We start from the raw sequence: 24,044 nt of genomic DNA on the forward strand, positions 1-24,044 counted from the left end.
TAGCATAGAAACGCCAGGGCGTCACGCTTAGCCTCCAGTCATCCTCCCAAGGAGATTGTTGATGACCGCACCTTCCCTTTCCACCCTCGATGAAGATCTGCTCGCCGACCGGGGCGATGAAGCGCCAGCCCTTTGGGCGGGCGTCGCGTCGCTCGCGCTCGGCGTCTTCGGCCTCGTCACCGCCGAGTTCCTTCCCGCCAGCCTGCTGACGCCGATCTCGCAGGATCTCGGCGTCAGCCTCGGCGCCGCCGGCCAGACCATGACGGTCACGGCCGTCGTCGCCGCCTTCGCCGGACCCGGCATCGTCATCGGCACGGCGCGGCAGGATCGCCGCCTCGTGCTTTTCGGCCTGACTGCGGCGCTCATTCTCTCCAGCGCGCTGGCCGCCACGGCCGATGGGCTGGTGCAATTGCTGCTTGCCCGTGCGCTGCTCGGCATCGGGCTCGGCGGCTTCTGGGCCATGTCGCTGGCGCTCGCCATGCGTTTGGTGCCCGGCCGGTTGATGCCGCGCGCCATGGCGATCGTCATGTCCGGCGTCTCGGCCGCCACCGTCTGTGCCGCACCGATCGGCGCCTATGTGGGCGATGTGCTCGGCTGGCGGGCAGCCTTCGTCATTTCTGGCGTCCTCGGTCTCGCCGCGCTGCTCCTGCAGATCCTCACCCTGCCGGCCATGCCGCCCAAGGGCTCGGCGAGCCTTTCGACCATGGCGGCGGTGCTGCGCCGTCCCGCGATCCGGCTCGGGCTTCTGACCGTGCTGCTCGTGGTGTCCGGCCACTTCGCCGGCTTCACCTTCGTCCGCCCCTTCCTCGAAAGCGGGCCGCAGATGAGCGTCGCCGGCATTTCCGCGACCCTGCTCGCCTTCGGCATCGGCGGTTTCATCGGCAATCTGGCCGGCGGGTTCCTGGCCGAGCGCAACACGCCGCGGGCCATCATCTTCGCCGCCAGCGGCATCGCCGCCATGGCCTTCATCCTCGCCTTTGCCGGCGCCCATGCCGGGCTGGTTGCGGCGGTCACCGCGCTTTGGGGCTTCTTCTTCGGCGCACTGCCGGTCAGCGTCCAGAGCTTCGTGACCAAGGCTGCCGGCGACGAGGCGGAAAGCGCCGGGGCGATGATGCTCACGACCTTCCAGATCGCCATTTCCAGCGGCGCGATCTTCGGTGGGCTGATCGTCGAAACCCAGGGGCCGGCCGGCGTCTTCGCCTTCACCGGCATCGCCGCCCTCCTCGGCGCCACCGCCATCACCCTCGGCAGCCGCCGCCCGATGGCGCTCAGCGAAGGCTGAGCGAACGGAGCGAATCGACCACCGCGAAACGCCGCCTTCCCGCCGGAGGGCGGCGTTTCGCACTGTGCGGGCGCATGCCGAAAGGTGAGTCGGGGCAGAGTCTTGCGTAAGTTTCGTGAGACGGAGTCGGAGCGTGTTCGCGTGGTCTGTGAAGGCGACTTTCCGCTCTCACAATCCCTCGGCCCGATGGCTCTGGATCAGCTTGGCAAGCCAGTCGACGAAGACGCGGACCTTGTTGGAGAGGTGGCGGGTTTGGGGGTAGACGATGTAGAGGGGGATGCTTTCGCCCGACCAGTCGGGCAGAATGCGGACGAGCTCGCCCTTGCGCAGCGCTTCGGCGACCATGAAGCGGGGCGACTGGACGACGCCCATGCCTGCGAGCGCCGCGCTGACATAGGAGCGCGCATCGTTGACCGAAACCACGTAATTGGGCGTGATCTCCACGAGCTCCTCGCCGCGGCGGAATTCCATGGGGTAGATACGGCCGGTCTGCGCGCCGAGATAGCCGACCGCCCAGTGGCTGCCTGTCAGGTCCTGCGGGCTTTCCGGCATACCGAAGCGCTCGAGATAGAGCGGGGCGGCGCAGGGCACCATGGCCATCTCTCCCACCTTGCGGGCGATCAGCGACTGGTCGCCGGGCGTGCCGGCGCGCAGCGCGCAATCGACGTTCTCGGCGATGTAATCGACCAGCCGGTCGCCGACGCCGATATCGAGGCGGATCTGCGGATAGTGCTCATAGAAGTCGCAGAGCGCCGGTACGACGATGAGGTCGGCGAAGGCGCCGGCCATCTCCACCCGCAGCCGCCCGCTCGGCTGCGTCTGCGAATTGGACAGGCTGGAATCGAGTTCGTCGAGTTCAGCCAGGATCTGCATGGCGCGTTCGTAATAAAGCGCGCCGTCATTGGTCACCATCACCCGCCGGGTCGTGCGGTTGAGAAGGGTCGTGCGCAGATGCTGTTCCAGCCCCTGCACGAGGGTGGTGACCGAGGTCTTGGGAATGTTGAGCGTGGCGGCGGCGCGGGTGAAGTTGCCGGTTTCCACCACCCGCACAAAGGCCCGCATTGCCGAGATCTGGTCCATGCTCCGCTCCTGCTGCGCTGCGTCATTGTTCGCCGATCCCGAACAGTGATGTCGTGATCCGCGTCTTGTGTCGTTTCTGCGGAATAATAATATGCAAACCAACAAAGCCGCAAGTGACGGCTTACAGTCCAAGGATCGACGATGACCGGCGAGTGGCGCGAGATGGCGGTGAAGGGGCAGGGCGGCGTGCCGCTTTCGCTGCGCCTGCATGCACCGGCGGCGGTCGGCAAATGCGCGCCTCTGGTGCTCTTCCTCGGCGGCGGCGCCTTTCTCGACAAGGGCCTGCCGCAGGAGACCGGCCCTGCGGTGCGCGCGCTCGGCGCCGGCGGCGCCATCGTGCTCGAGGCCGATTACGCCACGGCCTCCGGCAACGGCTTCCCGCAGGCGCTGGACACCGCCTTCGAGGCGCTGCAGCATGTCTCGGCCAAGCGCAAGCACTTCGGCGGCGGGGTCAAGGCGCCGCTCTTCGTGGCGGGCACCGAGGCGGGCGGCAATGTCGCGGCCGGCGTGGCGCTGAAGGCACGAGACCAGATGCCAGGCGGCCTGACGGGGCAAATCCTCCTGTCGCCGATGATCGATCCGCGCATGACCACGCATTCCATCCGCCGGGCGAGCGAGATCGGCATGCTGGACCGCTGGTCGGACGGATGGCGCAACTATCTGCGCGAAACGCTCTGCGGCACCCAGCATCCTTATGCGGCGCCCTGTCTCTGTTCCCGGCTGATGGGGGTTGCCCCCGCACTGGTGCTGACATCCGAGGACGATCCGCTGAAGGACGAGGCGCTCGGCTATGCCGACCGGCTCGCGCAGGGCGGATCGCTGGTGAGGCGGACGATCCTGCCGGACAGTTTCGGCTGGACCGGCATCTACAGGGGCAAGACCGGGCTTTGGGTCGAGGCATTGCGCACGGCCTTCAGCCAGTTTGTCGAGGAGCTTCGGCCCGGCGCCAGGCCGGGTCTGCGGGCGGGGGCCGTCGTCCCCACCTGACACCTCTTTTTTGATGAGTGATTGAGAACGGCCCGAACCGGCCGAGGAGTAGCATCATGACAGCGACACGCAACCGCTGGGCCCTGACGGGCGCCGGCCTGGGCCTTGCTGCGTCCATCGCAGCCGCCACCGTCACCTTCGACCTGCCATTCGGCAGCCATGCGAGCGCGGAGACGACGCAAGCCGCCGCCCCGCCGCCGGCAACGCCGGTGACCGTCACCACCGTCGAGCCGAAGCGCGTCTCGACCTGGCAGGATTTTTCCGGCCGGCTCGAAGCCGTCGGCCGCGTGCAGATCCGCCCGCGGGTGGCCGGCACCATCCAGTCGGTCCATTTCCGGGAAGGCGGTCTCGTCAAGGCCGGCGATCTTCTGGTGACCATCGATCCCGAGCCCTACAAGGCTGTGGTCGAGCAGGCCGAAGGCCAGGTCGCCTCGGCCCGCGCCCGGCTGGCACTGACCAAGACCGAGCTTGACCGCGGCGAGAAGCTGGCTGCCAAGCAGGTCATTCCCGATACCGATCTCGTCCAGCGCGGCAGCGCCTATCAGGAAGCGGAAGCCACCCTGCAATCGGCCCTCGCCACGCTGAAATCCGCCCAGCTGAATCTCGATTATACTGAGATCCGCGCGCCGATTTCCGGTCGCGTCGGCCGTCTCGAAATCACCGAGGGCAATCTCGTCGCCGCCGGTTCGGAGGCGCCGCCGCTGACGACGCTGGTCTCCATGGACCCGATCTATGCGAGCTTCGATGCCAATGAGGAGCTGGTGGGCCGGACGCTTGCCGCGCTGACGCCCGGTGCCGATGGAACGCCGGATCTCGGCGCGGTACCGATCGAACTCGGGCTCGCCAGCGACGCCGGCACGCCCGTGCATGGCACGCTGCAACTTGTCGACAACGAGGTGAACGCTGCCAGCGGCACGCTGCGGCTGCGCGCCGTCTTCGACAATCCCGGCGGACGGCTGATTCCCGGCCAGTTCGTGCGGCTGCGCATGGGCGAGCCCAAGGCCGAGGAGCATCTGATGATCAGCGAGCGGGCGATCGGCACCGACCAGGACAAGAAGTTCGTCTATGTCGTGGGCGCCGACAACACGGTCGCTTACCGCCAGGTGGCGCTCGGCGCGGCGGTCGAGGGACAGCGGATCGTGACCAGCGGGTTGAACGCCGGCGATCGGATCGTCGTCAACGGCCTGCAGCGCATCCGCCCCGGAGCACTGGTCGCGCCGTCGAGCGAGCCGGAACTCGCGCAAAAGTAATATTTCGCACCGGGCCTTGGGGCCCGCATGCACCCCACGCTTGAAGCCAGTGCCTGCCCTTGCGGTCCATGCCGGATCCGCGAGCGGCAGCCTGTGCCAGTCTCGTTCATTCCCGGAGAGGGTTTCGATATGAACATTTCCCGTTTCTTCGTCGACAGGCCGGTCTTTGCCGGCGTGCTGTCGGTGCTCATCCTGGTGGCAGGCCTGCTCGGCATGCGCGCGCTGCCGATCTCCGAATATCCCGATGTCGTGCCGCCGTCGATCGTGGTGCGCGGCACCTATCCGGGCGCCAACCCCAAGGTGATCGCGGAGACGGTGGCGACGCCGCTGGAAGAGTCGATCAACGGCGTCGAGGACATGCTCTACATGTCCAGCCAGGCGACCTCCGATGGCGTGCTGACGCTGACCGTCACCTTCAAGCTCGGCACCGATCCGGACAAGGCCCAGCAGCTGGTGCAGAACCGCGTCTCGCAGGCCGAACCGCGCCTGCCGGCCGAGGTTCGCGCATTGGGCGTCACCACGGTCAAGAGCTCGCCCGACCTGATGATGGTCGTGCACCTCGTCTCGACCGGCGACCGCTACGACCTGACCTATCTGCGCAACTACGCGGTGCTGAACGTCAAGGACCGGCTCGCCCGCATCGAGGGTGTCGGCCAGGTCCAGGTCTTCGGCGCCGGCGACTATTCCATGCGCGTCTGGATCGACCCGCAAAAGGCGGCCGAGCATGATCTTGCCGCAAGCGACATCACCAACGCCATCCGCCAGCAGAACGTTCAGGCCGCCGCCGGAACGATCGGCGCTTCGCCGAGCCTGCCCGGGGTCGATCTTCAGCTCTCGGTCAACGCACAAGGCCGCCTGCAGACGCCGGAGCAGTTCGGCAACATCATCGTGAAAAGCGGCGCCAATGGCGAGATCACACGGCTGCGCGATGTGGCGCGGGTGGAGATGGGCGCAGCCGACTATACGCTGCGCTCCCTGCTCGACGGCAAGCCGGCCGTGGCCGTGCCGGTCTTCCAAGCGCCGGGCTCGAACGCGATCGCCATCTCGGATGCAGTCCAGGCGACGATGAAGGAGCTGAAGCTCGCCATGCCGGAAGGGGTGAGCTACGAGATCGTCTACGACACGACCGAATTCGTCCGCTCCTCGATCGACAAGGTCATCGATACGCTGCTCGAGGCCGTGGCCCTCGTCGTTCTCGTCGTCATTCTCTTCCTGCAGACCTGGCGTGCCTCGATCATTCCGCTGATCGCGGTCCCCGTCTCGATCGTCGGCACCTTTGCCGTCATGTATGTCTTCGGCTTCTCCATCAATGCGCTGACGCTCTTCGGCCTCGTGCTGGCGATCGGCATCGTGGTGGACGATGCGATCGTCGTGGTCGAAAATGTCGAGCGCAACATCGAGGCGGGCTTCTCTCCGCGCGAGGCGACCTATCGGGCGATGCGGGAAGTCTCGGGTCCGATCATCGCGATTGCGCTGGTGCTGGTCGCCGTCTTCGTGCCGCTCGCCTTCATCACCGGTCTTTCGGGCCAGTTCTACCGCCAGTTCGCGCTGACGATCGCGATTTCGACCGTCATCTCGGCGATCAATTCGCTGACGCTGTCGCCGGCGTTGGCCGCCCTGCTCTTGAAGGACCATCATGCCAAGAAGGATTTTCTGACCGTCTTCATGGACAAGACGCTCGGCTGGTTCTTCCGCGGCTTCAACCGCGCCTTCGGCGCCATGTCGCGTGGCTATGGCCGCAGCATTGGCGGGCTGCTCACCCGCAAGAGCGTCGTCATGGTGATCTATCTGGCGCTGGCCGGCGCCACCTACAGCATGTTCAACGCCGTGCCCGGCGGCTTCGTGCCGGCGCAGGATAAGCAATATCTGATCGGCTTCGCGCAGCTTCCCGATGGCGCCACGCTCGACCGGACGGAAGAGGTGATCAAGAAGATGAGCGCGATCGCGCTCGAACAGCCGGGCGTCAAGAATGCGCTGGCCTTCCCGGGCCTGTCGATCAACGGCTTCACCATCGGCTCCAATGCCGGCATCGTCTTCGCCGTGCTCGACGATTTCGAGGACCGCAAGACGCCCGAGCTTTCGGGCGGGGCGATCGCCATGCAGCTGAACCAGAAGTTCGCCGGCATCCAGGATGCCTTCATCGCCATGTTCCCGCCGCCGCCGGTCAACGGTCTCGGCACGACGGGCGGCTTCAAGCTGCAGATCGAGGATCGCGCCGGCCTCGGCTACCAGTCGCTGGACGAAGCGGCCAAGGCCTTTATCGGCAAGGCCTACCAGACGCCGGAACTCGCCGGCATCTTCTCGAGCTACCAGATCAACGTGCCGCAGCTCTATGCTGATCTCGACCGCACCAAGGCCGAGCAGCTGGGGGTATCGGTCACCGAGGTCTTCGATGCGCTGCAGATCTATCTGGGGTCGCTCTATGTGAACGACTTTAACGCCTTCGGCCGCACCTACAGCGTGCGCGTCCAGGCGGATGCGAAGTTCCGCGCCAAGCCCGAGGATATCGGCCAGCTGAAGGTCCGTTCGCAATCGGGCCAGATGATCCCGCTGTCGGCCCTCCTCAAGGTGGATGCGACGACCGGGCCGGAGCGCACGACGCGCTACAACGGTTTCCTCGCCGCCGACGTCAATGGCGGGTCGGCGCCGGGCTTCTCCTCCGGCCAGGCTCAGGCGGCGATCGAGCGGATCGCCGACGAAACGCTGCCCTCCGGCATCGACTTCGAATGGACGGACCTGACCTATCAGCAGATCTTGGCGGGCGATTCCGGTATCCTCGTCTTCCCGCTCGCTCTGCTGCTCGTCTATCTGGTGCTGGCCGCGCAATATGAGAGCCTGACGCTGCCGATCGCGATCATCATGATCGTGCCGATGGGTGTGCTGGCGGCGCTGACCGGCGTCTGGCTGACCGGCGGCGACAACAACATCTTCACCCAGATCGGGCTGGTGGTGCTGGTGGGGCTCTCGGCGAAGAACGCGATCCTGATCGTCGAATTCGCGCGCGAGCTCGAATTTGCCGGACGGACGCCGGTTCAGGCGGCCGTCGAGGCGAGCCGTCTGCGCCTGCGGCCGATCCTGATGACCTCCATGGCCTTCATCATGGGCGTCGTGCCGCTGGTCATCTCGACCGGTGCCGGTGCCGAGATGCGGGCCGCCATGGGCGTCGCCGTGTTCTCGGGCATGATCGGCGTCACCGTGTTCGGCATCTTCATGACGCCGATCTTCTACGTGCTGGTCCGGCTGCTGTCCGGCAACCGGCCGCTGAAGAACCATGGTACGGTCGAGGAAATCGATCCCGCCCATGGCGCTTATGCCGGCAGGGACGAGAAGGACGAGCCGCAGCTCGCCCTGCCGCTCGCCGCCGAGTAACGACTCCGCGATCGTCCGATCGATTGACACGCCCCTGCCACCCGGCGGGGGCGTTGTCCTGTTCAGGGCCTGTCGCTCAAGCCCACCTGGCGGGCGAAGGTCTTGAAGCTCGCGCTTTCGCCGCGCTCGGCCGCGTCATTGGCGAGGCTCAGGAGGCGGATCGGGAAGAGAATGCCCTTCTGGTTGGAGCCCGAAAGCTCGCTGCCGGCGCTGGCCGCCGCTTCCTCCTCCGCATTCTTCAGAGCGCTGCGGATGTCCTGATGCGTCGCCAGGCCCTTCTCCGTCAGCATGCGGGTGATGGCGGCGACCGCCATGGTCAAGCCTTCGAGCTGCAGATTGGCCGTGTTCATGCCCGGTCTCCTCCTCCTGATGCCGATCGAGCCAGAACGGCGCGTCCCTGCCGAGGTTCCCGCGGCTTGGCCTCAATAGCCGGTCATCTCCAGATAGCCGCGGCCTTCATGGCTGCCTGAAAAGAAGATCGGCCCTTCCCAGTAGGGCGTTCGGGTGGCCATCCAGGCTTGCGGGTTCAAAGGTTCGGTGACGATGTCGAGCCCGCGGTCGGCAAGGCGCACCTGCCAGCGTGTCGGAACGTCCCGCCCCGCAACAGGGCTCTGGCCGAGCGGCGAGACGCTGAGGGCGCCGGCGGCGAGAGGCGTCGGCGTGCCATCGGCGGCGATCCAGGTGGCGGAGGTATAGCCGGCGCCGCCATCGCGCAGGCGAAAGCCCATCAGCTTCTCGCCGCTCGTGAAATGCAGTGAGAACCAGTCCCATCCGGTCTGGTCGCTGGCAAGCGGTTGCGAGGACCATTCGCGGTCGAGCCAGGCCTGTCCGGTGACGGTGACAGGGCCGGAGGGAAGCGTCAGCCTGCCCTCGACGCGGTAGAAGGGCTGGGAATAATAGAAGCTCGCCTGGCCGGCTGCGGATTTGACCGAATAGCCGTTCTGCCCCTGCGGCACGAGCGGGCCGGTGGCGGTGAGCGAGAGATCGTAGGAGAACGCCGCGCCGCTTGCCTGCAGTGTGACATGGGCGAGCTGGTCGGTGCTCTGCGGGGCATCTGCCCGCCGGGCAAGGCGCCAGTCGTCGATCCAGGCGGCAAAGGGGGCCGCCGTCACGCCCGCCTGGCCGATGCCGCCGCGCGACAGTCGCTCGGAAACGAACTGCGTCTCCCGCGTCGTGATCGCCGCATGGCCGAGCCAGATCTGCGGGCTCTGCCAGCCTTCCGCCTCGCGCGGGGCGAGCGCCGAACGGAACAGCGTCCACTGAACCCCGTAGGGCGTGCCGTCGGGGCCTTCGAGATTGGCGGTCAGATACCACCATTCGATCCTGAAATCCGGGTGCGCCCCGTGATCGCGCGGGAAGAGGAAGGGCCTGCCCGGCGCCGGCACCGAAAACCCTTCCGCCGTGGTGCCGAGGCCGGCAAAGCCCTGGGTCAGGCCGGTGCGCGGCAGGGCAAGGCCGGCAAGGCCAGCAAGGAGCAGGCGGCGGCGCGACAGGCCGAGCGGAGCGCTAGCGTTCATTGGCGAAGACCTTCAGCAGATCGGCCGGCGAGAGTACCGCCAGCCGGCGCAGCGGGATGAGGGCTGAGATCAGGCTGGCCAAGAGCGCCAGCGCGCCGAGCCGCAGCCAGTCGGACGGGAAGATGTGGATCGGCAGCCGCCACCCGAAGGCCTCGACATTGACGATGGCCAGCAGCACCCAGGCAAGCCCCAGGCCGACGGGCAGGGCGGCGATCAGCGTCAGCAGCGCCAGCAGCAGCGTGCGCACCAGTTCCAGCCAGACCAGCTGCCGGCGCGTAAGCCCCATGGCCCAGACGGGGGCAAGCTGCGGCAGGCGCATGGTGGACAGCGTCATCAGGCTCGCGAACATGGCAAGCCCCGCAACACCCAGCGTCAGCACGTTCAGCGCCGCGGTGACGGAGAAGGTCTGCTCGAAGATTTCCAGCGAGCGCCGCTTGAGCGCGCCCTGGTCGATCATCGCCGTCTCGGGCAGGCCGAAGCGATCGCCAAGCGCGCGTTTGAGCGCCGGCACGTCGGCGGGTGGCAGGCGCAACCCGTAGCGCAGCCGCTCGACCTCCGGATAATGGGCGGCCAGCGCCTCGACATTGACGATCACCTGGCCGACCGGATTGCCGTAATCGGAATAGATGCCGACGACGCGCGTGCTCCAGCCGCCGGGCAGCACCAGCGGGTCGCCGACGGCGATCCCGTCCCGCCGGCTCATCTGCTCGTTCACCAGGGCTCCGGTGCCGCGCGCCACCTGGTCCCAGGCGTCCGGGGCGCGGTCGAGGAGCGGCCAGTTGTCGCGATAGGTGGCATGGTCGGCGGCACCGTAGATCTCGGCCGGCTGGCCGCCCACCGTCCCCTCGACGCTCCAGATCGGCAGGATCGCCTGCACCTTGCCCGGCAGGAAGGCGCGCAGGGCTGCCGCCTCCGCCTCGCTGCGCGCGGTCACATAGAGTTCCGAAGCGAGCCGCTGATCGAGCCAGCCGGTGAAGGTGAGGCGGAAACTCGAGACCATGGTGCCGACGCCGATATTGGCCGAGAGCGCGAGCAGCAGCGCCATCAGCGCCAGCGACAGGCCGGGCAGTTGCTGGCGCGTATCGGCCCAGAACCACTGCGCAAGCGCCCGGCGCGAGAGCCGTTCCATGCCGGAAAGGAGGAGAGTGAGGACGACCGGAAGCAGGAGGGCGGCGCCGAGCAGCAGCGCGCCGAGCACGGCAAAGCCCGCAACCAGCCCGGAGCCCCAGACCGCGAGCGCGACCGACGCCACAAATAGGAGCAGGCTCGCCAGCGCCTGGATGCGAAGCGCCCGTTCGGACGCCCGCGCCCAGGCCCGCGGTTGGGCAGGCGCCAGAAGCGGCATATGCGCGACGCGCCAGAGGCTCTGCGCCGCCGCGGCGAGCGCGCCCAGAACCGCGATCAACAGGCCGGAGAGCCACCACTCCGGCCTCAGCGTCAGCGTGCCGGGCACCGAGGCGCCATAGAGCCCCTGCAGGGTCGCCGCCACGCCCGGCAGCAGGAGGGAACCGACGAGATAGCCGAGCGCGACGCCGGCAAGGCCGGCAAGCGTCGCGAAGGCGAGCAGCTCCGCGACCAGCAGCACGGTCAGCGCGCGGGCGGAGAGGCCGAGCGAGCGCAGCGTGCGGAAGGTCGCCCGTCGCTGCTCGAAGGCAAGGCCGATGGCGGAATAGACGATGAACAGGCCGACGGCGAAGGCGAGGAAGCCGAAGGCGGTCAGGTTAAGGTGGAAGCTGTCGGTCAGGCGCGAGATGTCGCCGCCGGCCTCCGGCGACTTCAAGGTCAGGTCCGGGGCGATTTCCGCAAGCGGCCGGCGCGCTGCCGGCTGTTCCGGCGCAAGCAGGAGCCGGCTGATTTCTCCGGGTCGGTTCAGCAGCGTCTGGGCGATCCCGATATCGGCGGTGCCGGTGCCGGGCACCATGCTGGCCTCGGCCTTGAGCGGCACAGGCGACGTGAGGCCAAGAGACGCTGCCGTCTCCGGTGCGACGAAGATCAGGCCGGGCGGGGTAATGAAGGGCAGAAAATCGCCGAGCGCTTCGCCGGACAGCGCGCCGGCTTCGCCGGGCAGCGTTGCCGGGTCGATGCCGATCAGCCGCAACCGCGTGCTGCCGATCTTGAGCTCTCCTTCGAGGACGGGCGAGACCAGCCAGCCGGCGCGCCGCAGCGAAACATAGGTCGCCTGCGCAATCGGACGGCCATCGGCATGGACGAGCTGGGTCAGCTGGTCCTGGCCGATCAGCCGCGCCGCACGATCATAGCTCGCCCGGGCTTCGGCATTGATGGCCTGCACGCCGGACCAGAGCGCCGTGGCGAGCGAGAGGCCGACGAGCAACATGAGGAGCTGCATCGGCCGCCGCCGCCAATGGGAAAGCAGCGCGCCGAGCGCGGCAGCCCAGCTCATGCGATGCGCCCGGCGGTCAGATGGACGCGACGATCCAGACGGTCGGCCAGCCGCTGCGAGTGCGTGACCATGAGCAGCGCGGCGCCCGTTTCGGCGACGAGCGACAGCATGAGGGCCAGCACCTGCTCGCTCGTCGCCTCGTCGAGATTGCCGGTCGGTTCGTCGGCCAGCACCAGCTTCGGCCTGGCGGCCAGCGTTCGGCCGATCGCCACGCGCTGCTGCTGCCCGCCGGAGAGCTGTTCCGGATAGCGCAAGAGGAGCGAGGCGAGACCCAGCCGCTCGGCGAGCTTGGCGTTCCAGGCGGGGTCGTGCCGGCCGGCAAGCCGGGCGTGGAAGGCAAGATTGGCACCGACGGTGAGCGAGGGGATGAGGTTGAACTGCTGGAAGATCAGCCCGACCGTGCTGCGTCGGAGCGCTGCGCGGCCGGCATCGCCGAGCGCCGCCATGTCAGCGCCATCGATGAGGATCTGCCCGCGGTCGGGCTCGTCGAGGCCGGCGGCCAGATGCAGGAGCGTGCTCTTGCCGCTGCCGGATTCGCCGGTCAGCGCCAGGCTTTCGCCGGCGGACAAAGAAAGGTCGATCCCGTCCAGCACGGTCAGCGGCCCCTCCGCCGTCCGATAGGTCTTCGACACGTCCGTCATTGCGATGACCATGCGGCTCCTGCCCGTTCTGTCGCCTTCACTCCGGAATATAGGAGAGCGGCGGTCGCCTGCGAGGCGTCATTCTGCCGCGCGCGCCTCTTCAATGCCGTTGCCCGAAACCTGTCGGTGGGAATGAAACTATCTGCGCCTGCCTCAGTTGGACGACCCTGCAGCCGGGGACCTGGTCGGGCTCTCGGACTTCGAGCGACAGACACCAGAAACAGAACAGGCGGGTTTCATCATGCGGGCATTGGTTTGGCACGGCAAGGAAGACATCCGGTGCGATAGGGTCAGCGATCCCGAGATCGAGGATCCGCGCGATGCGATCATCAAGGTGACCAGCTGCGCCATCTGCGGCTCGGACCTGCACCTCTTCCACAACTTCATCCCTGCCATGATGCCGGGCGACATCATGGGCCATGAGATGATGGGCGAGGTGGTGGAAACCGGGTCCGACATGCGCGGCAAGCTCAAGAAGGGCGATCGCATCGTCGTGCCCTTCACCATCAATTGCGGCGAATGCGAGCAGTGCAAGCGCGGCAATTATTCGGTCTGCGAGCGGAGCAACCGCAACAAGGCGATCGCCGACAAGGCCTTCGGCCACACGACGGCCGGGCTCTTCGGCTATACGCATCTGACCGGCGGCTATCCGGGCGGGCAGGCGGAATATATGCGCGTGCCCTTTGCCGACGAGACCCACATCAAGGTGCCCGACAGCCTGACGGACGAGCAGGTGCTGTTCCTGGGCGATATCTTCCCGACCGGCTGGCAGGCCGCCGTCCATTGCGACATCGAGCCGACCGATACGGTGGCGGTCTGGGGTTGCGGCCCGGTTGGCCAGATGGCGATCCGCAGCGCGATCCTGCTCGGCGCCAAGCAGGTGGTCGCGATCGACTGCATCTCCGAACGGCTCTCGATGGCCAGCGCCGCCGGCGCGATCACCATCGACTTTTCCGAAGAGAGCGTCGTCGAGCGGCTGAACGAGCTGACCTCCGGCAAGGGACCGGAAAAGTGCATCGACAGTGTCGGCCTTGAAGCCCACGTCTCGATAGGTCAGCCGGACACGCTGCTCGATCGCGCCAAGCAGATGATGATGCTGGAGAATGACCGGCCGCATGTGCTGCGCGAGATGATCTATGTCTGCCGTCCCGGCGGCATCCTGTCGATCCCCGGCGTCTATTCCGGCCTCGTCGACAAGATCCCGATGGGCCAAGCCATGAACAAGGGTCTCACCTTCCGCATGGGCCAGACCCATGTGCGCCGCTGGACCGACGATCTCCTGCGCCGCATCGAGGAAGGCCAGATCGACCCGTCCTTCGTCATCACCCATACGGCGACGCTGGAGGAGGGGCCCGAGATGTACAAGGTGTTCCGCGACAAGCAGGACAGCTGCATCAAGGTCGTCCTCAAACCCTGATCCTCCCGCCCCACTCCCAGACCTTGAAGGAGGTTGTCCATGACATTCCTGTCCAATCTGACCCGGTCGGAAGGTGATCCGAAGGTGATCTCGACCGGCCCCAGCTCGCGCTCGACCGCCGACAGCCTCGCCAAGGGGCTCGGCTGGTTCAGCCTGGCGCTCGGCGCGGCCGAACTCATGGCGCCCGGCCGCATCGCCCGCACGCTCGGCATGGAGGGCAAGGAAAACCTGATCCGCGCCTACGGCATCCGCGAGATCGGCGCCGGCATGCTGACCCTTTCCGTCGACAGCCAGGCCGGCCTGATGAGCCGGGTGGCCGGCGATGGGCTCGACATCGTCACCCTGATGGGTGCGATGGGCGAGGACAATCGAAAGCGGCAGAATGTCGGCGCGGCTCTGGCCGTCGTACTCGGCATCACCGCGCTGGATCTCGTGGCCACCAAGGCCGCCACCGCGCGCCACGCGCGCACCGCGGCGGGACCGACGGGGCGCGACTTTTCCGACCGGTCCGGCTTTCCCAAGGGCGTTGCCGCGGCCCGCGGGGCAGGCGTCACGCCGCCGCGCCAGCTCTCAGACCTGCGTGCCGCGCCGCGTCCAGCCTGAGCCGGACGCCCGCACGATCGGCTGCAGTGCGGATGATCTTTCTTCCGCACTGCAGCAGATCGTGAGGAACCGAACCGGCTCCCCGGGGTTTTGGACCAAAAGCTGCGAGACGTCCTCATGAATGCACATGCCCGTCCCGAAACCACCGCCCGCCTGACCCAGCCGCCCCGCATCTACTATATCCATCCGCTGCTCGTCGGCGGCCTGGACCAGTGGCGTGGCCTCTTCGATCACGCCCGCTCGCTCGGATTCGATACGGTGCTGACTGCGCCGCTCTATCCGCGCGGCGAAGGGGCCAGCGTCTTCGTCAGCCGCAGTCAGGATCGGCTCGACCCTGCCTACGGGCTGGGCGACGATCTCGAACGCGGAATGCTGAACCTCGCCGATGCCGCCCGCGCGGCCGGCGTCCGATTGATGATGGATTTCGTCGTCGACCGGATCGCCGAAGAGACCGGCGGCGCGCGACAGGCGCTCGATCCCCGAATTCCTCCGCTTCTCTCCGGCAGCCGTCCGCTCGCACCGATCGGCGAGGGGGAGGGCGTGACGCATCTGGCGGAGCGGCTGACGCGCCTCGCTTCTCTTGGCCTGAGCGGCGTGCGCTGCCTCGGCCTGGAGCAGGCCGATCCCGATGCCTGGCGTGCGCTGGTTGCCCGGGTGCGCAGTTCCGCGCCGGACTTCAGCCTCCTTGCCTGGACGCCGGGAACGGCCTTTGCAACCCGTGTGGCGCTGGCCGGGGCCGGCTTCGACGGATGTTTTTCCTCCTTTGCCTGGTGGGATCTGCAGGAGCGCTGGTTCCTAGAGGAAGCCGCAGTGCAAAACGCCTTTCCGCTGCAGATTGCCGCCCCCGAGGCGCCCTTTGCCAAGCGCGTGGCGCACGGAACGGAAAGCGCCGAGGTGCTGGAGCGCCGGGCGCGGCGCATGCTGCGTCTCTCTGCGCTCCTCGGCGGCGGGCTGATGGTACCGATGGGCTTCGAATTCGGGCTTGCCGCCCCGCTCGATCCGCTGTTCGGACAGGCCGAGGGCCTGCGCGGCCTGAAAGACCGCGGTGCCTTCGATCTTTCCGCGGAAATCCGCAGCGTCAACCAGATGCTCTCGGCCACGCGTCCCTTGCGCCGCCCGCCGCCGCAGCTGCTGACGGCCTCGCAATCCTCGGTTTCGGCACTGCTCATAGGCGACAAGCCGGACCTTCGCCTCGCCGAACAGGTACAGATCGTGTTGTACAACCGCGATCTGCGCAACAGCGCCCGCGTGCCGTTCAACGCGTTGCGCGAGGCTGCGGCCGCCTTTCTTCCGCTCGTGTCTGCCGATGATCCGTCGCTGACGCTGGATGCCGATCTGCGTTTGCCGCCCGGTGCCGTTCGGGTCTCCGAAGGGCGGGCTTCGCGCGCCATCCGGCTGGAGGGTTTCGCTGTCGACGCGACGCAGGCGGCCGCGTCCCCGCGGCTTGCCATCGAGGCCGTGACACCCTCGGTCGACGACGGACGTTTTCCCGTCAAGCGCGTCGTCGGGGAGACTGTCCGTGTCGAGGCGGATATCTTCGGTGACGGCCATGATCCGCTTGCAGCCGCGCTGTTCTGGCGGGCGGCGGATGAGGCGGAATGGTCCGAGGTTGCGATGCAGCTGGTGGTCAACGACCGCTGGCGCGCGGAGTTTACGCCGCGGCGCATGGGCCGGCACGAATTCGTCGTCGAGGCCTGGCGCAACCCCTTCGCCATCTTCCGCTACGAGCTCGGCAAGAAGCACGAGGCGCGGCTCGACCTGACGCTCGAAAACCAGGAAGGCATCAACCTTGTCAGCCGTGCTGCGGCCGAAGGGCCGGCGGAGACGAAAGCGGCGCTCCTGGCTCTCGTTGCGAAACTGGAGGCGGCGGACGCGTCTGCTCGGACGAGCCTGCTGCTCTCGGCCGATGTCTCGGCGCTGATGGCACGCGCCGATCGGCGGCCGCATCGGGTCCGCTCGGCCGTGATTCCGCTCGATGCCGAGCGCAAGGCGGCAGCCTTTGCCAGTTGGTTCCAGGTCTTCCCGCGCTCGCAGAGCGGCGACGCCAATCGGCATGGCACCTTCGACGACGTGATCTCCCGCCTGCCGGCGATCCGCGAGATGGGCTTCGACGTCCTCTATTTTCCGCCAATCCACCCGATCGGCACCACGAACCGCAAGGGCCGCAACAACACGCTGACCCCCGGGCCGAACGATCCCGGCAGCCCCTATGCGATCGGCTCGGACGCTGGCGGGCACAAGGCCATCCATCCGGAGCTCGGCGATTTCGACGATTTCCGCCGGCTGGTCACCGCGGCGGCGGAGCAGGGCCTCGAGATCGCCCTCGACCTCGCCATCCAGGCCTCGCCCGACCATCCCTGGCTCAAGGAGCATCCCGGCTGGTTCGACTGGCGGCCGGACGGCACGATCCGCTATGCGGAAAACCCGCCCAAGAAATACGAAGACATCGTCAATGTCGATTTCTACGCAAAGGACGCCGTGCCCTCGCTCTGGACCGAGCTGCGCGACACCGTCCAGCTCTGGGTCGATCAGGGCGTCAAGCTCTTCCGCGTCGACAATCCGCACACCAAGCCGTTTCCCTTCTGGGAATGGCTGATCGCCGATATCCGCGCCCGGCACCCGGAGGTCGTCTTCCTCTCGGAGGCCTTCACCAAGCCGAAGGTCATGTACCGGCTGGCGAAAGTCGGGTTCTCGCAGTCCTACACCTACTTCACCTGGCGCAACACCAAGTGGGAGCTGGAGGAATACATGCGGGAGATCACGACCGAGGCGCCGAAGGACTTCTTCCGCCCGCACTTCTTCGTCAACACCCACGATATCAACCCGGATTTCCTGCAGAACGCGCCGCGCTCGGCCTATCTGATCCGCGCCGCGCTGGCCGCGACGCTGTCCGGGCTCTGGGGGGTCTATAACGGGTTCGAGCTGTGCGAAGGCCGCCCCGATGCCAAGCGCAAGGAATATGCCGACAGCGAGAAATACGAGATCCGCGCCTGGGACTATGACCGGCCGGGCCATATCAAGGGCGAGATCGCGATGCTCAACCGCATCCGGCGCGACAATCCGGCCCTTCACTCGCATCTCGGCCTGACCTTGCTGCCGGCTTGGAACGACAATGTGATGTTCTTCGAGAAGGCGAGCGCCGGTCGGGAGAATGTCGTGCTGGTCGGCATCAGCCTCGATCCGCATCACGACCAGGAAGCCGATGTCGAGATCCCGCTCTGGTCGTGGAACCTTCCGGACAGTGCATCCCTTCCCATGGAAGATTTGATCGCCAACCGCGCCTTCACCTGGACAGGAAAAATCCAGCGCCTGCGCTTCGGCCCGCACCTGCCGTTCGGCATTTGGCGCGTGAGATGATGGGAGAGATGAGAATGGATGCAACGACCGCCGAGAGCCGGGCCGAGAACGAACCCCATGCCGAAACGGCCGGCCCGGACGTGACGGCGACCGAGCAAATGGACCCGCTCTGGTTCAAGGATGCGATCATCTACCAGCTGCACATCAAGTCGTTCTGCGACGGCAATGGCGACGGCATCGGCGACTTCCAGGGCCTGCTCGGCAAGATCGACCATATCGCCTCGCTTGGCGCGACCGCGATCTGGGTTCTGCCCTTCTTCCCGTCGCCGCGCCGCGATGATGGCTATGACATCGCCGATTACGGCAATGTCAGCCCCGACTACGGGACGATGGACGATTTCCGCGCCTTCGTGGCCGCTGCGCATGAGCGGGGCCTGAAGGTCATCATCGAGCTCGTCATCAACCACACCTCCGACCAGCACCCCTGGTTCCAGCGCGCGCGCACTGCGCCGATCGGCTCGCCGGAGCGCGACTTCTACGTCTGGTCGGATACGGATCAGAAGTTTCCCGAAACCCGGATCATCTTCCTCGATACGGAAAAGTCGAACTGGACGTGGGATCCGGTCGCCGGCCAGTACTACTGGCACCGCTTCTACTCCCACCAGCCGGATCTCAACTTCGACAATCCGCTGGTCATGGAAGAGCTGCTCTCCGTGATGCGCTTCTGGCTGGAGACAGGGATCGACGGATTCCGCCTGGACGCGATCCCCTATCTCGTCGAGCGGGAAGGGACGAACAACGAGAACCTGCCGGAAACCCATGACATTCTGAAGCGCATCCGTGCCGCGCTCGATGCCAGCCATCCGGGCCGCATGCTGCTGGCAGAAGCCAATCAGTGGCCGGAGGACACGAACGAATACTTCGGCGACGGCGACGAATGCCACATGGCCTTCCACTTCCCACTGATGCCGCGCATGTACATGGCGATCGCCAAGGAAGACCGCTTCCCGATCACCGACATCATGCGCCAGACGCCGGAGATCCCGGAAAATTGCCAGTGGGCGATCTTCCTGCGCAATCATGACGAGCTGACGCTCGAAATGGTCACCGACGCCGAGCGCGACTATCTCTGGAACACCTATGCCGCCGACCGGCGGGCCCGCATCAATCTCGGCATCCGCCGGCGGCTTGCGCCCTTGATGGAGCGCGACCGGCGCCGCGTCGAGCTGATGAACGCGCTGCTGCTCTCCATGCCCGGCACGCCCGTTCTCTATTACGGCGACGAGATCGGCATGGGGGACAATATCTACCTCGGCGACCGCGATGGCGTGCGCACGCCGATGCAATGGTCGCCGGACCGCAATGGCGGCTTCTCGCGCGCCGACCCGGCCCGCCTCGTGCTGCCGCCGATCATGGACCCCCTCTATGGCTATGAGGCGGTCAATGTCGAGGCGCAGTCGGCCGATGCCCACTCGCTGCTCAATTGGACCCGGCGGATGCTGGCGCTGCGCGGCCGCCATACGGCCTTCGGGCGCGGCTCGCTCAAATTCATCAATGCCGGCAACCGCAAGATCCTGACCTATCTGCGCGAATATGACGGCGAGACGATCCTCTGCGTCTTCAACCTCTCGCGCCTGCCGCAGGCCGTCGAGCTGGATCTTTCGGCCTTCGAAGGTCGCGTTCCGATCGAACTGACCGGCATGTCGCCGTTCCCGCCGATCGGCCAGCTCACCTATCTCCTGACCTTACCGCCCTATGGCTTCTTCTGGTTCCAGCTGGTGGCGGAAGCCGATGGTCCGGTCTGGCGCACCGATCCGCCGGAGCAGCTCCCCGATTTCGTGACCATGGTCATGAGGAGAGATCTCCTGGAGGTGGTCGAGGAGCCGCGGCTGGCCGGCGTGCTGTCGCGTGATGTCTTGCCGACCTATCTCGAGAAGCGCCGCTGGTTCGGCTCCAAGGGCGAGCGGTTGAAGCGCGCCGAGGTGGTGGCGGCGACGCCCATGGGCTTTCCGCACAATGTCCTGCTCGGCGAGCTGGAAGCGGAGATGGACGGGCATACCGAGACCTATCTCCTGCCGCTTGCCGTCGCCTGGGACGAGACGCAGCCGCCGGCACTCGCCCAGCAACTGGCGCTCGCCCGTATCCGCCAGGGTCGCCGCGTCGGCTTCCTCACCGATGGTTTCGCGATGGAGAGTTTCGCGCGCGGTGTCATCAAAGGGCTCTGCGAACGCGCCACGATCTCGGGGCGCAACGGCACGCTGGAGTTTCTCGGCACCGACCAGCTCGATTGCATGGCGGTGACCGACGACATGCCGGTGCGCTGGCTCTCGGCCGAACAGTCGAACAGCTCGCTGATCGTCGGCGATCTCGCCATGGTCAAGCTCATCCGCCACATCTTCCCCGGCATCCATCCGGAAGTGGAGATGACCCGCTATCTGACCGAAGTCGGCTATCAGAACACCGCGCCGCTGCTCGGCGAAGTCGCGCGGACCAATGCCGATGGCGTCCGCACGACCCTGATCATCATCCAGGGCGCGATCCGCAACCAGGGCGATGCGTGGAACTGGATGCTCACCAATCTGCGCCGCGCGCTCGACGAAGTGTTGCTCGCCGAGGGCGAGGTGGATGGCAGCGCGGAAAACTTCCGCCCGCTCGTCGATTTCGCCGGCATGGTGGGCAAGCGGCTCGGCGAACTGCATGTGGCGCTGAGCCGCCCGACCGAGGACGAGGCCTTCGCGCCGGTGACGGCGGGGCAAGCCGAGATCGAGAGCTGGCGCGAAACGATCCTGGCGCAGGTCACCGACAGCCTGCAGATCCTCTCCGACGCACGGTCCAAGCTGGAGCCGGAGGTGGCGCAGGCCGCCGATGCGCTGCTGGCGCGCCGCGACGCGGCAATGGCCATCGTTGCGGATCTGGCCAGGTCCGCTGAGGGCACGCTGATGACCCGCAACCATGGCGATTTCCACCTCGGCCAGGTTCTGGTGGCGGAATCCGACGCCTTCGTCATCGACTTCGAAGGCGAACCCGCCCGCGATCTGTCGGAGCGCCGCGCCAAGACCAATCCGCTGCGCGATGTGGCGGGTCTCCTGCGCTCGCTCGGCTACCTCGCGGCGACCGCCGAACTCGACGTCGAGGGCGTCGGCGATCCGGGTGACCCGCGCCGGCCGGGGCTGATCCGCGACTTCACCTGGACGGCGCACCAGTCGTTCCTGCGCAATTACTTCGAGGCGACCTCCGCCTCCGAAGCGCTGGCGCTGACGGAAGACCAGCGGGTCCGCATCCTCGATCTCTTCCTCCTCGAAAAGGCGGCCTACGAGATTGCCTACGAGGCCCGCAACCGGCCGAAATGGCTGCCGATCCCGCTCGAGGGCTTCGCCACCATCGTCCACAGATTGTCGGAGCCGACAGAGAATGCTTGAGCGTCTGGATACCCTCTCGGGCCTCGACCCGCAGGCCGTGACCGCCCTTGTCGAAGGGCGTCATGGTGACCCGTTCTCGATCCTCGGACGCCATCCCCAGGGCGACCGAACGGTTGTCCGGACCCTCGTTCCGGGCGCCGTCTCGGTCGAACTCGTCGATCCCGGGACGAATGCGGTGATCGCACCGATGACGCTCGCCCATCCCGGCGGCCTCTATGCGGCCGTGGTCGACAGCGTGTCACGACCGCTGTTCCGCATCCACTGGCCGGATGCGGTCCAGGAGACCGAGGATCCCTATTCCTTCGGCCTGTTGCTTGGCGATCTCGACCTGCATCTTTTCTCGCAGGGCACCCATTACAGCCTCGGCCGCACCTTTGGCGCGCGGCCGATGGAAATCGATGGCGTGGCCGGTGTTCGCTTCGCCGTCTGGGCGCCGAACGCGCGACGGGTGTCGGTGGTGGGGGACTTCAACGCCTGGGACGGGCGGCGCCACCCGATGCGCCTTCGCCCCTCCGCGGGCGTCTGGGAACTGTTTCTGCCACGCCTCGGCAAGGGCGAACGCTACAAGTTCGAGGTGCTCGACGCCTGGGGCAATCTCCTGCCGCAGAAGGCGGACCCGATCGCGCGCGCCAGCGAGGCGGCACCGGCCACGGCCTCCGTCGTCGCGTCCTCGGCACCCTATCCCTGGACCGATGACGCCTATATGCGGATGCGCGCCGAAAACCGGTCCGGCGAGGAGGCCATCTCCGTCTACGAGGTTCATCTCGCCTCCTGGCTGCGGATCCTCGAAGAGAATGGCCGCTCGCTCGACTGGATCGAACTCAGCCAGCGGCTCATCCCCTATGCCAAGACCATGGGCTTCACCCATATCGAGCTTCTGCCGATCATGGAGCACCCGTTCGGCGGCTCCTGGGGCTACCAGCCCCTGGGCCTTTTCGCACCGACCGGGCGCTACGGCACGCCGGAGGATTTTGCCTATTTCGTCGATCGCTGCCATGCCGCCGGCATCGGCGTGATCCTCGACTGGGTGCCAGCGCATTTTCCGACCGATGTCTGGGGGCTTGCCCGCTTCGATGGCACGGCGCTCTACGAGCATGAGGACCCGCGCGAGGGGTTCCACAAGGACTGGAACACGCTGATCTACAATTTCGGCCGCAACGAGGTGAAGGGGTTTCTCATCGCCAGCGCGCTGGAATGGCTGGAGGAGTATCATGTCGACGGGCTGCGGGTCGATGCGGTCGCCTCCATGCTCTACCGCGACTACAGCCGCAATGCCGGAGAATGGATCCCCAACAAATATGGCGGACGGGAGAATCTCGAGGCCGTCGAGTTCTTCAAGCATCTGAACTCGATCGTGCATCAGCGCTGCCCGCATGCGCTGATGATCGCCGAGGAATCGACCGCCTGGCCGGGGGTGACTGCCCATGTCGTCGATGGCGGTCTCGGCTTCGACTTCAAGTGGAACATGGGCTGGATGCACGATTCCCTGCACTACATGCAGGAAGATCCGGTCTATCGCCGCTACCACCACGGCATGATGACCTTCGGCATGGTCTATGCCTATTCCGAACGCTTCATGTTGCCGATCTCGCATGACGAAGTGGTGCATGGCAAAGGCTCGCTCATCGGCAAGATGCCGGGGGATGCCTGGCAGAAGCGGGCAAACCTGCGCGCCTATTTCGGCTTCATGTGGGCCCATCCCGGCAAGAAGCTCCTGTTCATGGGGCAGGAGATCGGCCAGACGACAGAGTGGAACCATGACGGTTCCGTCGTCTGGAACCTCCTCGACCAGCCGGAGCATCGCGGCATTCAAAGCCTGGTCGCCGATCTCAACCACCTTTATCAAAGCGAGCCGGCTCTCCAGTTCGGCGACCTCGATCCCGCCGGTTTCGACTGGGCGGTGGGCGACGATGCCGAACATTCGGTCTTCGGCATGCTGCGCAGCGCGAAGGACGGCGCAAGCCGTATCCTGGCGCTCTCCAACATGACGCCGGTTCCCCGAAACGGCTACCGGGTCGGCGTGCCGGAGGAAGGCCGCTGGGAAGAGGTGCTCAATTCCGATGCCGGCGTCTATGGCGGCTCGAACCTCGGCAATGTCGAAGCCTGGACCACGCCGGACCCCGCCCACGGCAAGCCCCAATCCCTCCTCCTGACCCTCCCACCCCTCTCGACCATCTTCCTGCGGTGGCGCCGGGACTGATCGACGACGCTCCACCAACCGTACCCTCGGGCTTGCCCCGGGGATTCGCTGGGGTGGCTTCGTGCGTTAGGATTGACGGGCGGCACGGCATCTCTTCGATGTCCAAGTCAGGGATGTGTGGGCGGAAGCTCGGCACAAGGCCGAGCATGACGGCCCTGGAATTCCGGCCTTCGTGACGAGGGAGGCCTCGGAATTCAGCACGCATTGCGCCCTCCGACCGTCATCCTCGGGCCTGTCCCGAGGATCTGCCGCGGCTGCTGCGGGCGCTGAGATGGGCCGCTCCTTGCATCTCTTCGAAGTCCAATGCCCGGATGTGTGGGCGGATGCTCGGCACAAGGCCGAGCATGACGGCCCTGGAATTCCGGCCTTCGTGACGAGGGAGGCCTCGGAATTCAACACGCATTGCGCCCTCCGACCGTCATCCTCGGGCCTGTCCCGAGGATCTGCCGCGGCGGCTGCGGGCGCTGAGATGGGCCGCTCCTTGCGTCTCTTCGATGTCCAATGCCGGGATGTGTGGGCGGATGCTCGGCACAAGGCCGAGCATGACGGCCGTGGAATTCCGGACGTCTTCGTTCCGCTCG

Annotated in this window: 14 protein-coding genes; 9 read left to right on the forward strand and 5 right to left on the reverse strand. The window is 66.6% G+C overall.

Features of this window, described 5'->3' with window-relative positions; all coding sequences use genetic code 11:
* Window positions 1–61: 61 nt before the first annotated feature.
* Window positions 62–1,282, forward strand: a complete 1,221-nt coding sequence (locus tag U8330_RS06200; protein WP_323104271.1) for an MFS transporter — start codon at window positions 62–64, stop codon at window positions 1,280–1,282.
* A 168-nt stretch (window positions 1,283–1,450) separates the two neighbouring features.
* Here U8330_RS06200 and U8330_RS06205 read toward each other — a convergent pair whose 3' ends face one another.
* On the reverse strand, window positions 1,451–2,362 hold the full coding sequence (locus U8330_RS06205; protein ID WP_323104272.1) for a LysR family transcriptional regulator: 912 nt from the start codon (window positions 2,360–2,362) through the stop codon (window positions 1,451–1,453).
* Window positions 2,363–2,503: 141 nt separating this feature from the next.
* Here U8330_RS06205 and U8330_RS06210 point away from each other — a divergent pair, with 141 nt between their 5' ends.
* The 3 genes from U8330_RS06210 (at window position 2,504) to U8330_RS06220 (ending at window position 7,968) form a co-directional block, all read left to right on the forward strand.
* Window positions 2,504–3,349 carry an alpha/beta hydrolase gene (locus U8330_RS06210; RefSeq protein ID WP_323104273.1) on the forward strand — a complete coding sequence of 282 codons (846 nt, stop codon included), beginning with the start codon at window positions 2,504–2,506 and terminating at the stop codon, window positions 3,347–3,349.
* 56 nt (window positions 3,350–3,405) lie between these two features.
* Window positions 3,406–4,599: an efflux RND transporter periplasmic adaptor subunit gene (locus U8330_RS06215; RefSeq protein WP_323104274.1), complete on the forward strand. Its 1,194-nt coding sequence runs from the start codon at window positions 3,406–3,408 to the stop codon at window positions 4,597–4,599.
* 129 nt (window positions 4,600–4,728) lie between these two features.
* Window positions 4,729–7,968 carry a multidrug efflux RND transporter permease subunit gene (locus U8330_RS06220; protein WP_323104275.1) on the forward strand — a complete coding sequence of 1,080 codons (3,240 nt, stop codon included), beginning with the start codon at window positions 4,729–4,731 and terminating at the stop codon, window positions 7,966–7,968.
* Window positions 7,969–8,030: 62 nt separating this feature from the next.
* Here U8330_RS06220 and U8330_RS06225 read toward each other — a convergent pair whose 3' ends face one another.
* The 4 genes from U8330_RS06225 to U8330_RS06240 all read right to left on the reverse strand — a co-directional run bounded on the left by U8330_RS06225 (window position 8,031) and on the right by U8330_RS06240 (window position 12,539).
* Window positions 8,031–8,318 carry a hypothetical protein gene (locus U8330_RS06225; RefSeq protein WP_323104276.1) on the reverse strand — a complete coding sequence of 96 codons (288 nt, stop codon included), beginning with the start codon at window positions 8,316–8,318 and terminating at the stop codon, window positions 8,031–8,033.
* A 72-nt stretch (window positions 8,319–8,390) separates the two neighbouring features.
* Entirely contained in the window at window positions 8,391–9,485 is a 1,095-nt protein-coding gene (locus tag U8330_RS06230; protein WP_323104278.1) for a lipocalin-like domain-containing protein, read from the reverse strand.
* Window positions 9,475–11,886: an FtsX-like permease family protein gene (locus tag U8330_RS06235; protein WP_323104279.1), complete on the reverse strand. Its 2,412-nt coding sequence runs from the start codon at window positions 11,884–11,886 to the stop codon at window positions 9,475–9,477. The genes U8330_RS06230 and U8330_RS06235 overlap by 11 nt, the downstream gene beginning before the upstream one ends.
* Window positions 11,883–12,539, reverse strand: coding sequence for an ABC transporter ATP-binding protein (locus U8330_RS06240; RefSeq protein ID WP_323104280.1), 657 nt, complete (start codon window positions 12,537–12,539; stop codon window positions 11,883–11,885). Before U8330_RS06240 ends, U8330_RS06235 begins: the two co-directional genes overlap by 4 nt.
* A 229-nt stretch (window positions 12,540–12,768) precedes the next feature.
* On the opposite strand from U8330_RS06240, the gene U8330_RS06245 reads away from it, so the two are divergent.
* The 5 genes from U8330_RS06245 (at window position 12,769) to glgB (ending at window position 23,463) form a co-directional block, all read left to right on the forward strand.
* Window positions 12,769–13,944 (forward strand): zinc-dependent alcohol dehydrogenase, encoded by a 1,176-nt coding sequence (locus U8330_RS06245; protein ID WP_323104281.1) that lies wholly within the window; start codon window positions 12,769–12,771, stop codon window positions 13,942–13,944.
* A gap of 39 nt (window positions 13,945–13,983) precedes the next feature.
* Complete coding sequence (locus U8330_RS06250) at window positions 13,984–14,547, forward strand: hypothetical protein (RefSeq protein ID WP_323104282.1); 564 nt, start codon at window positions 13,984–13,986, stop codon at window positions 14,545–14,547.
* Between the two features lie 117 nt (window positions 14,548–14,664).
* Window positions 14,665–17,904: a maltotransferase domain-containing protein gene (locus U8330_RS06255; protein WP_323104283.1), complete on the forward strand. Its 3,240-nt coding sequence runs from the start codon at window positions 14,665–14,667 to the stop codon at window positions 17,902–17,904.
* Between the two features lie 14 nt (window positions 17,905–17,918).
* Window positions 17,919–21,263, forward strand: coding sequence for a maltose alpha-D-glucosyltransferase (treS, locus tag U8330_RS06260; protein ID WP_416236826.1), 3,345 nt, complete (start codon window positions 17,919–17,921; stop codon window positions 21,261–21,263).
* The gene (gene glgB / locus U8330_RS06265) at window positions 21,256–23,463 is read left to right on the forward strand and encodes a 1,4-alpha-glucan branching protein GlgB (RefSeq protein WP_323104284.1); all 2,208 of its coding nucleotides are present in this window, start codon (window positions 21,256–21,258) and stop codon (window positions 23,461–23,463) included. The genes treS and glgB overlap by 8 nt, the downstream gene beginning before the upstream one ends.
* Window positions 23,464–24,044 lie beyond the last annotated feature (581 nt).

The sequence above is a fragment of the Rhizobium sp. CC-YZS058 genome (assembly GCF_034720595.1).
Lineage (GTDB): Bacteria > Pseudomonadota > Alphaproteobacteria > Rhizobiales > Rhizobiaceae > Ferranicluibacter.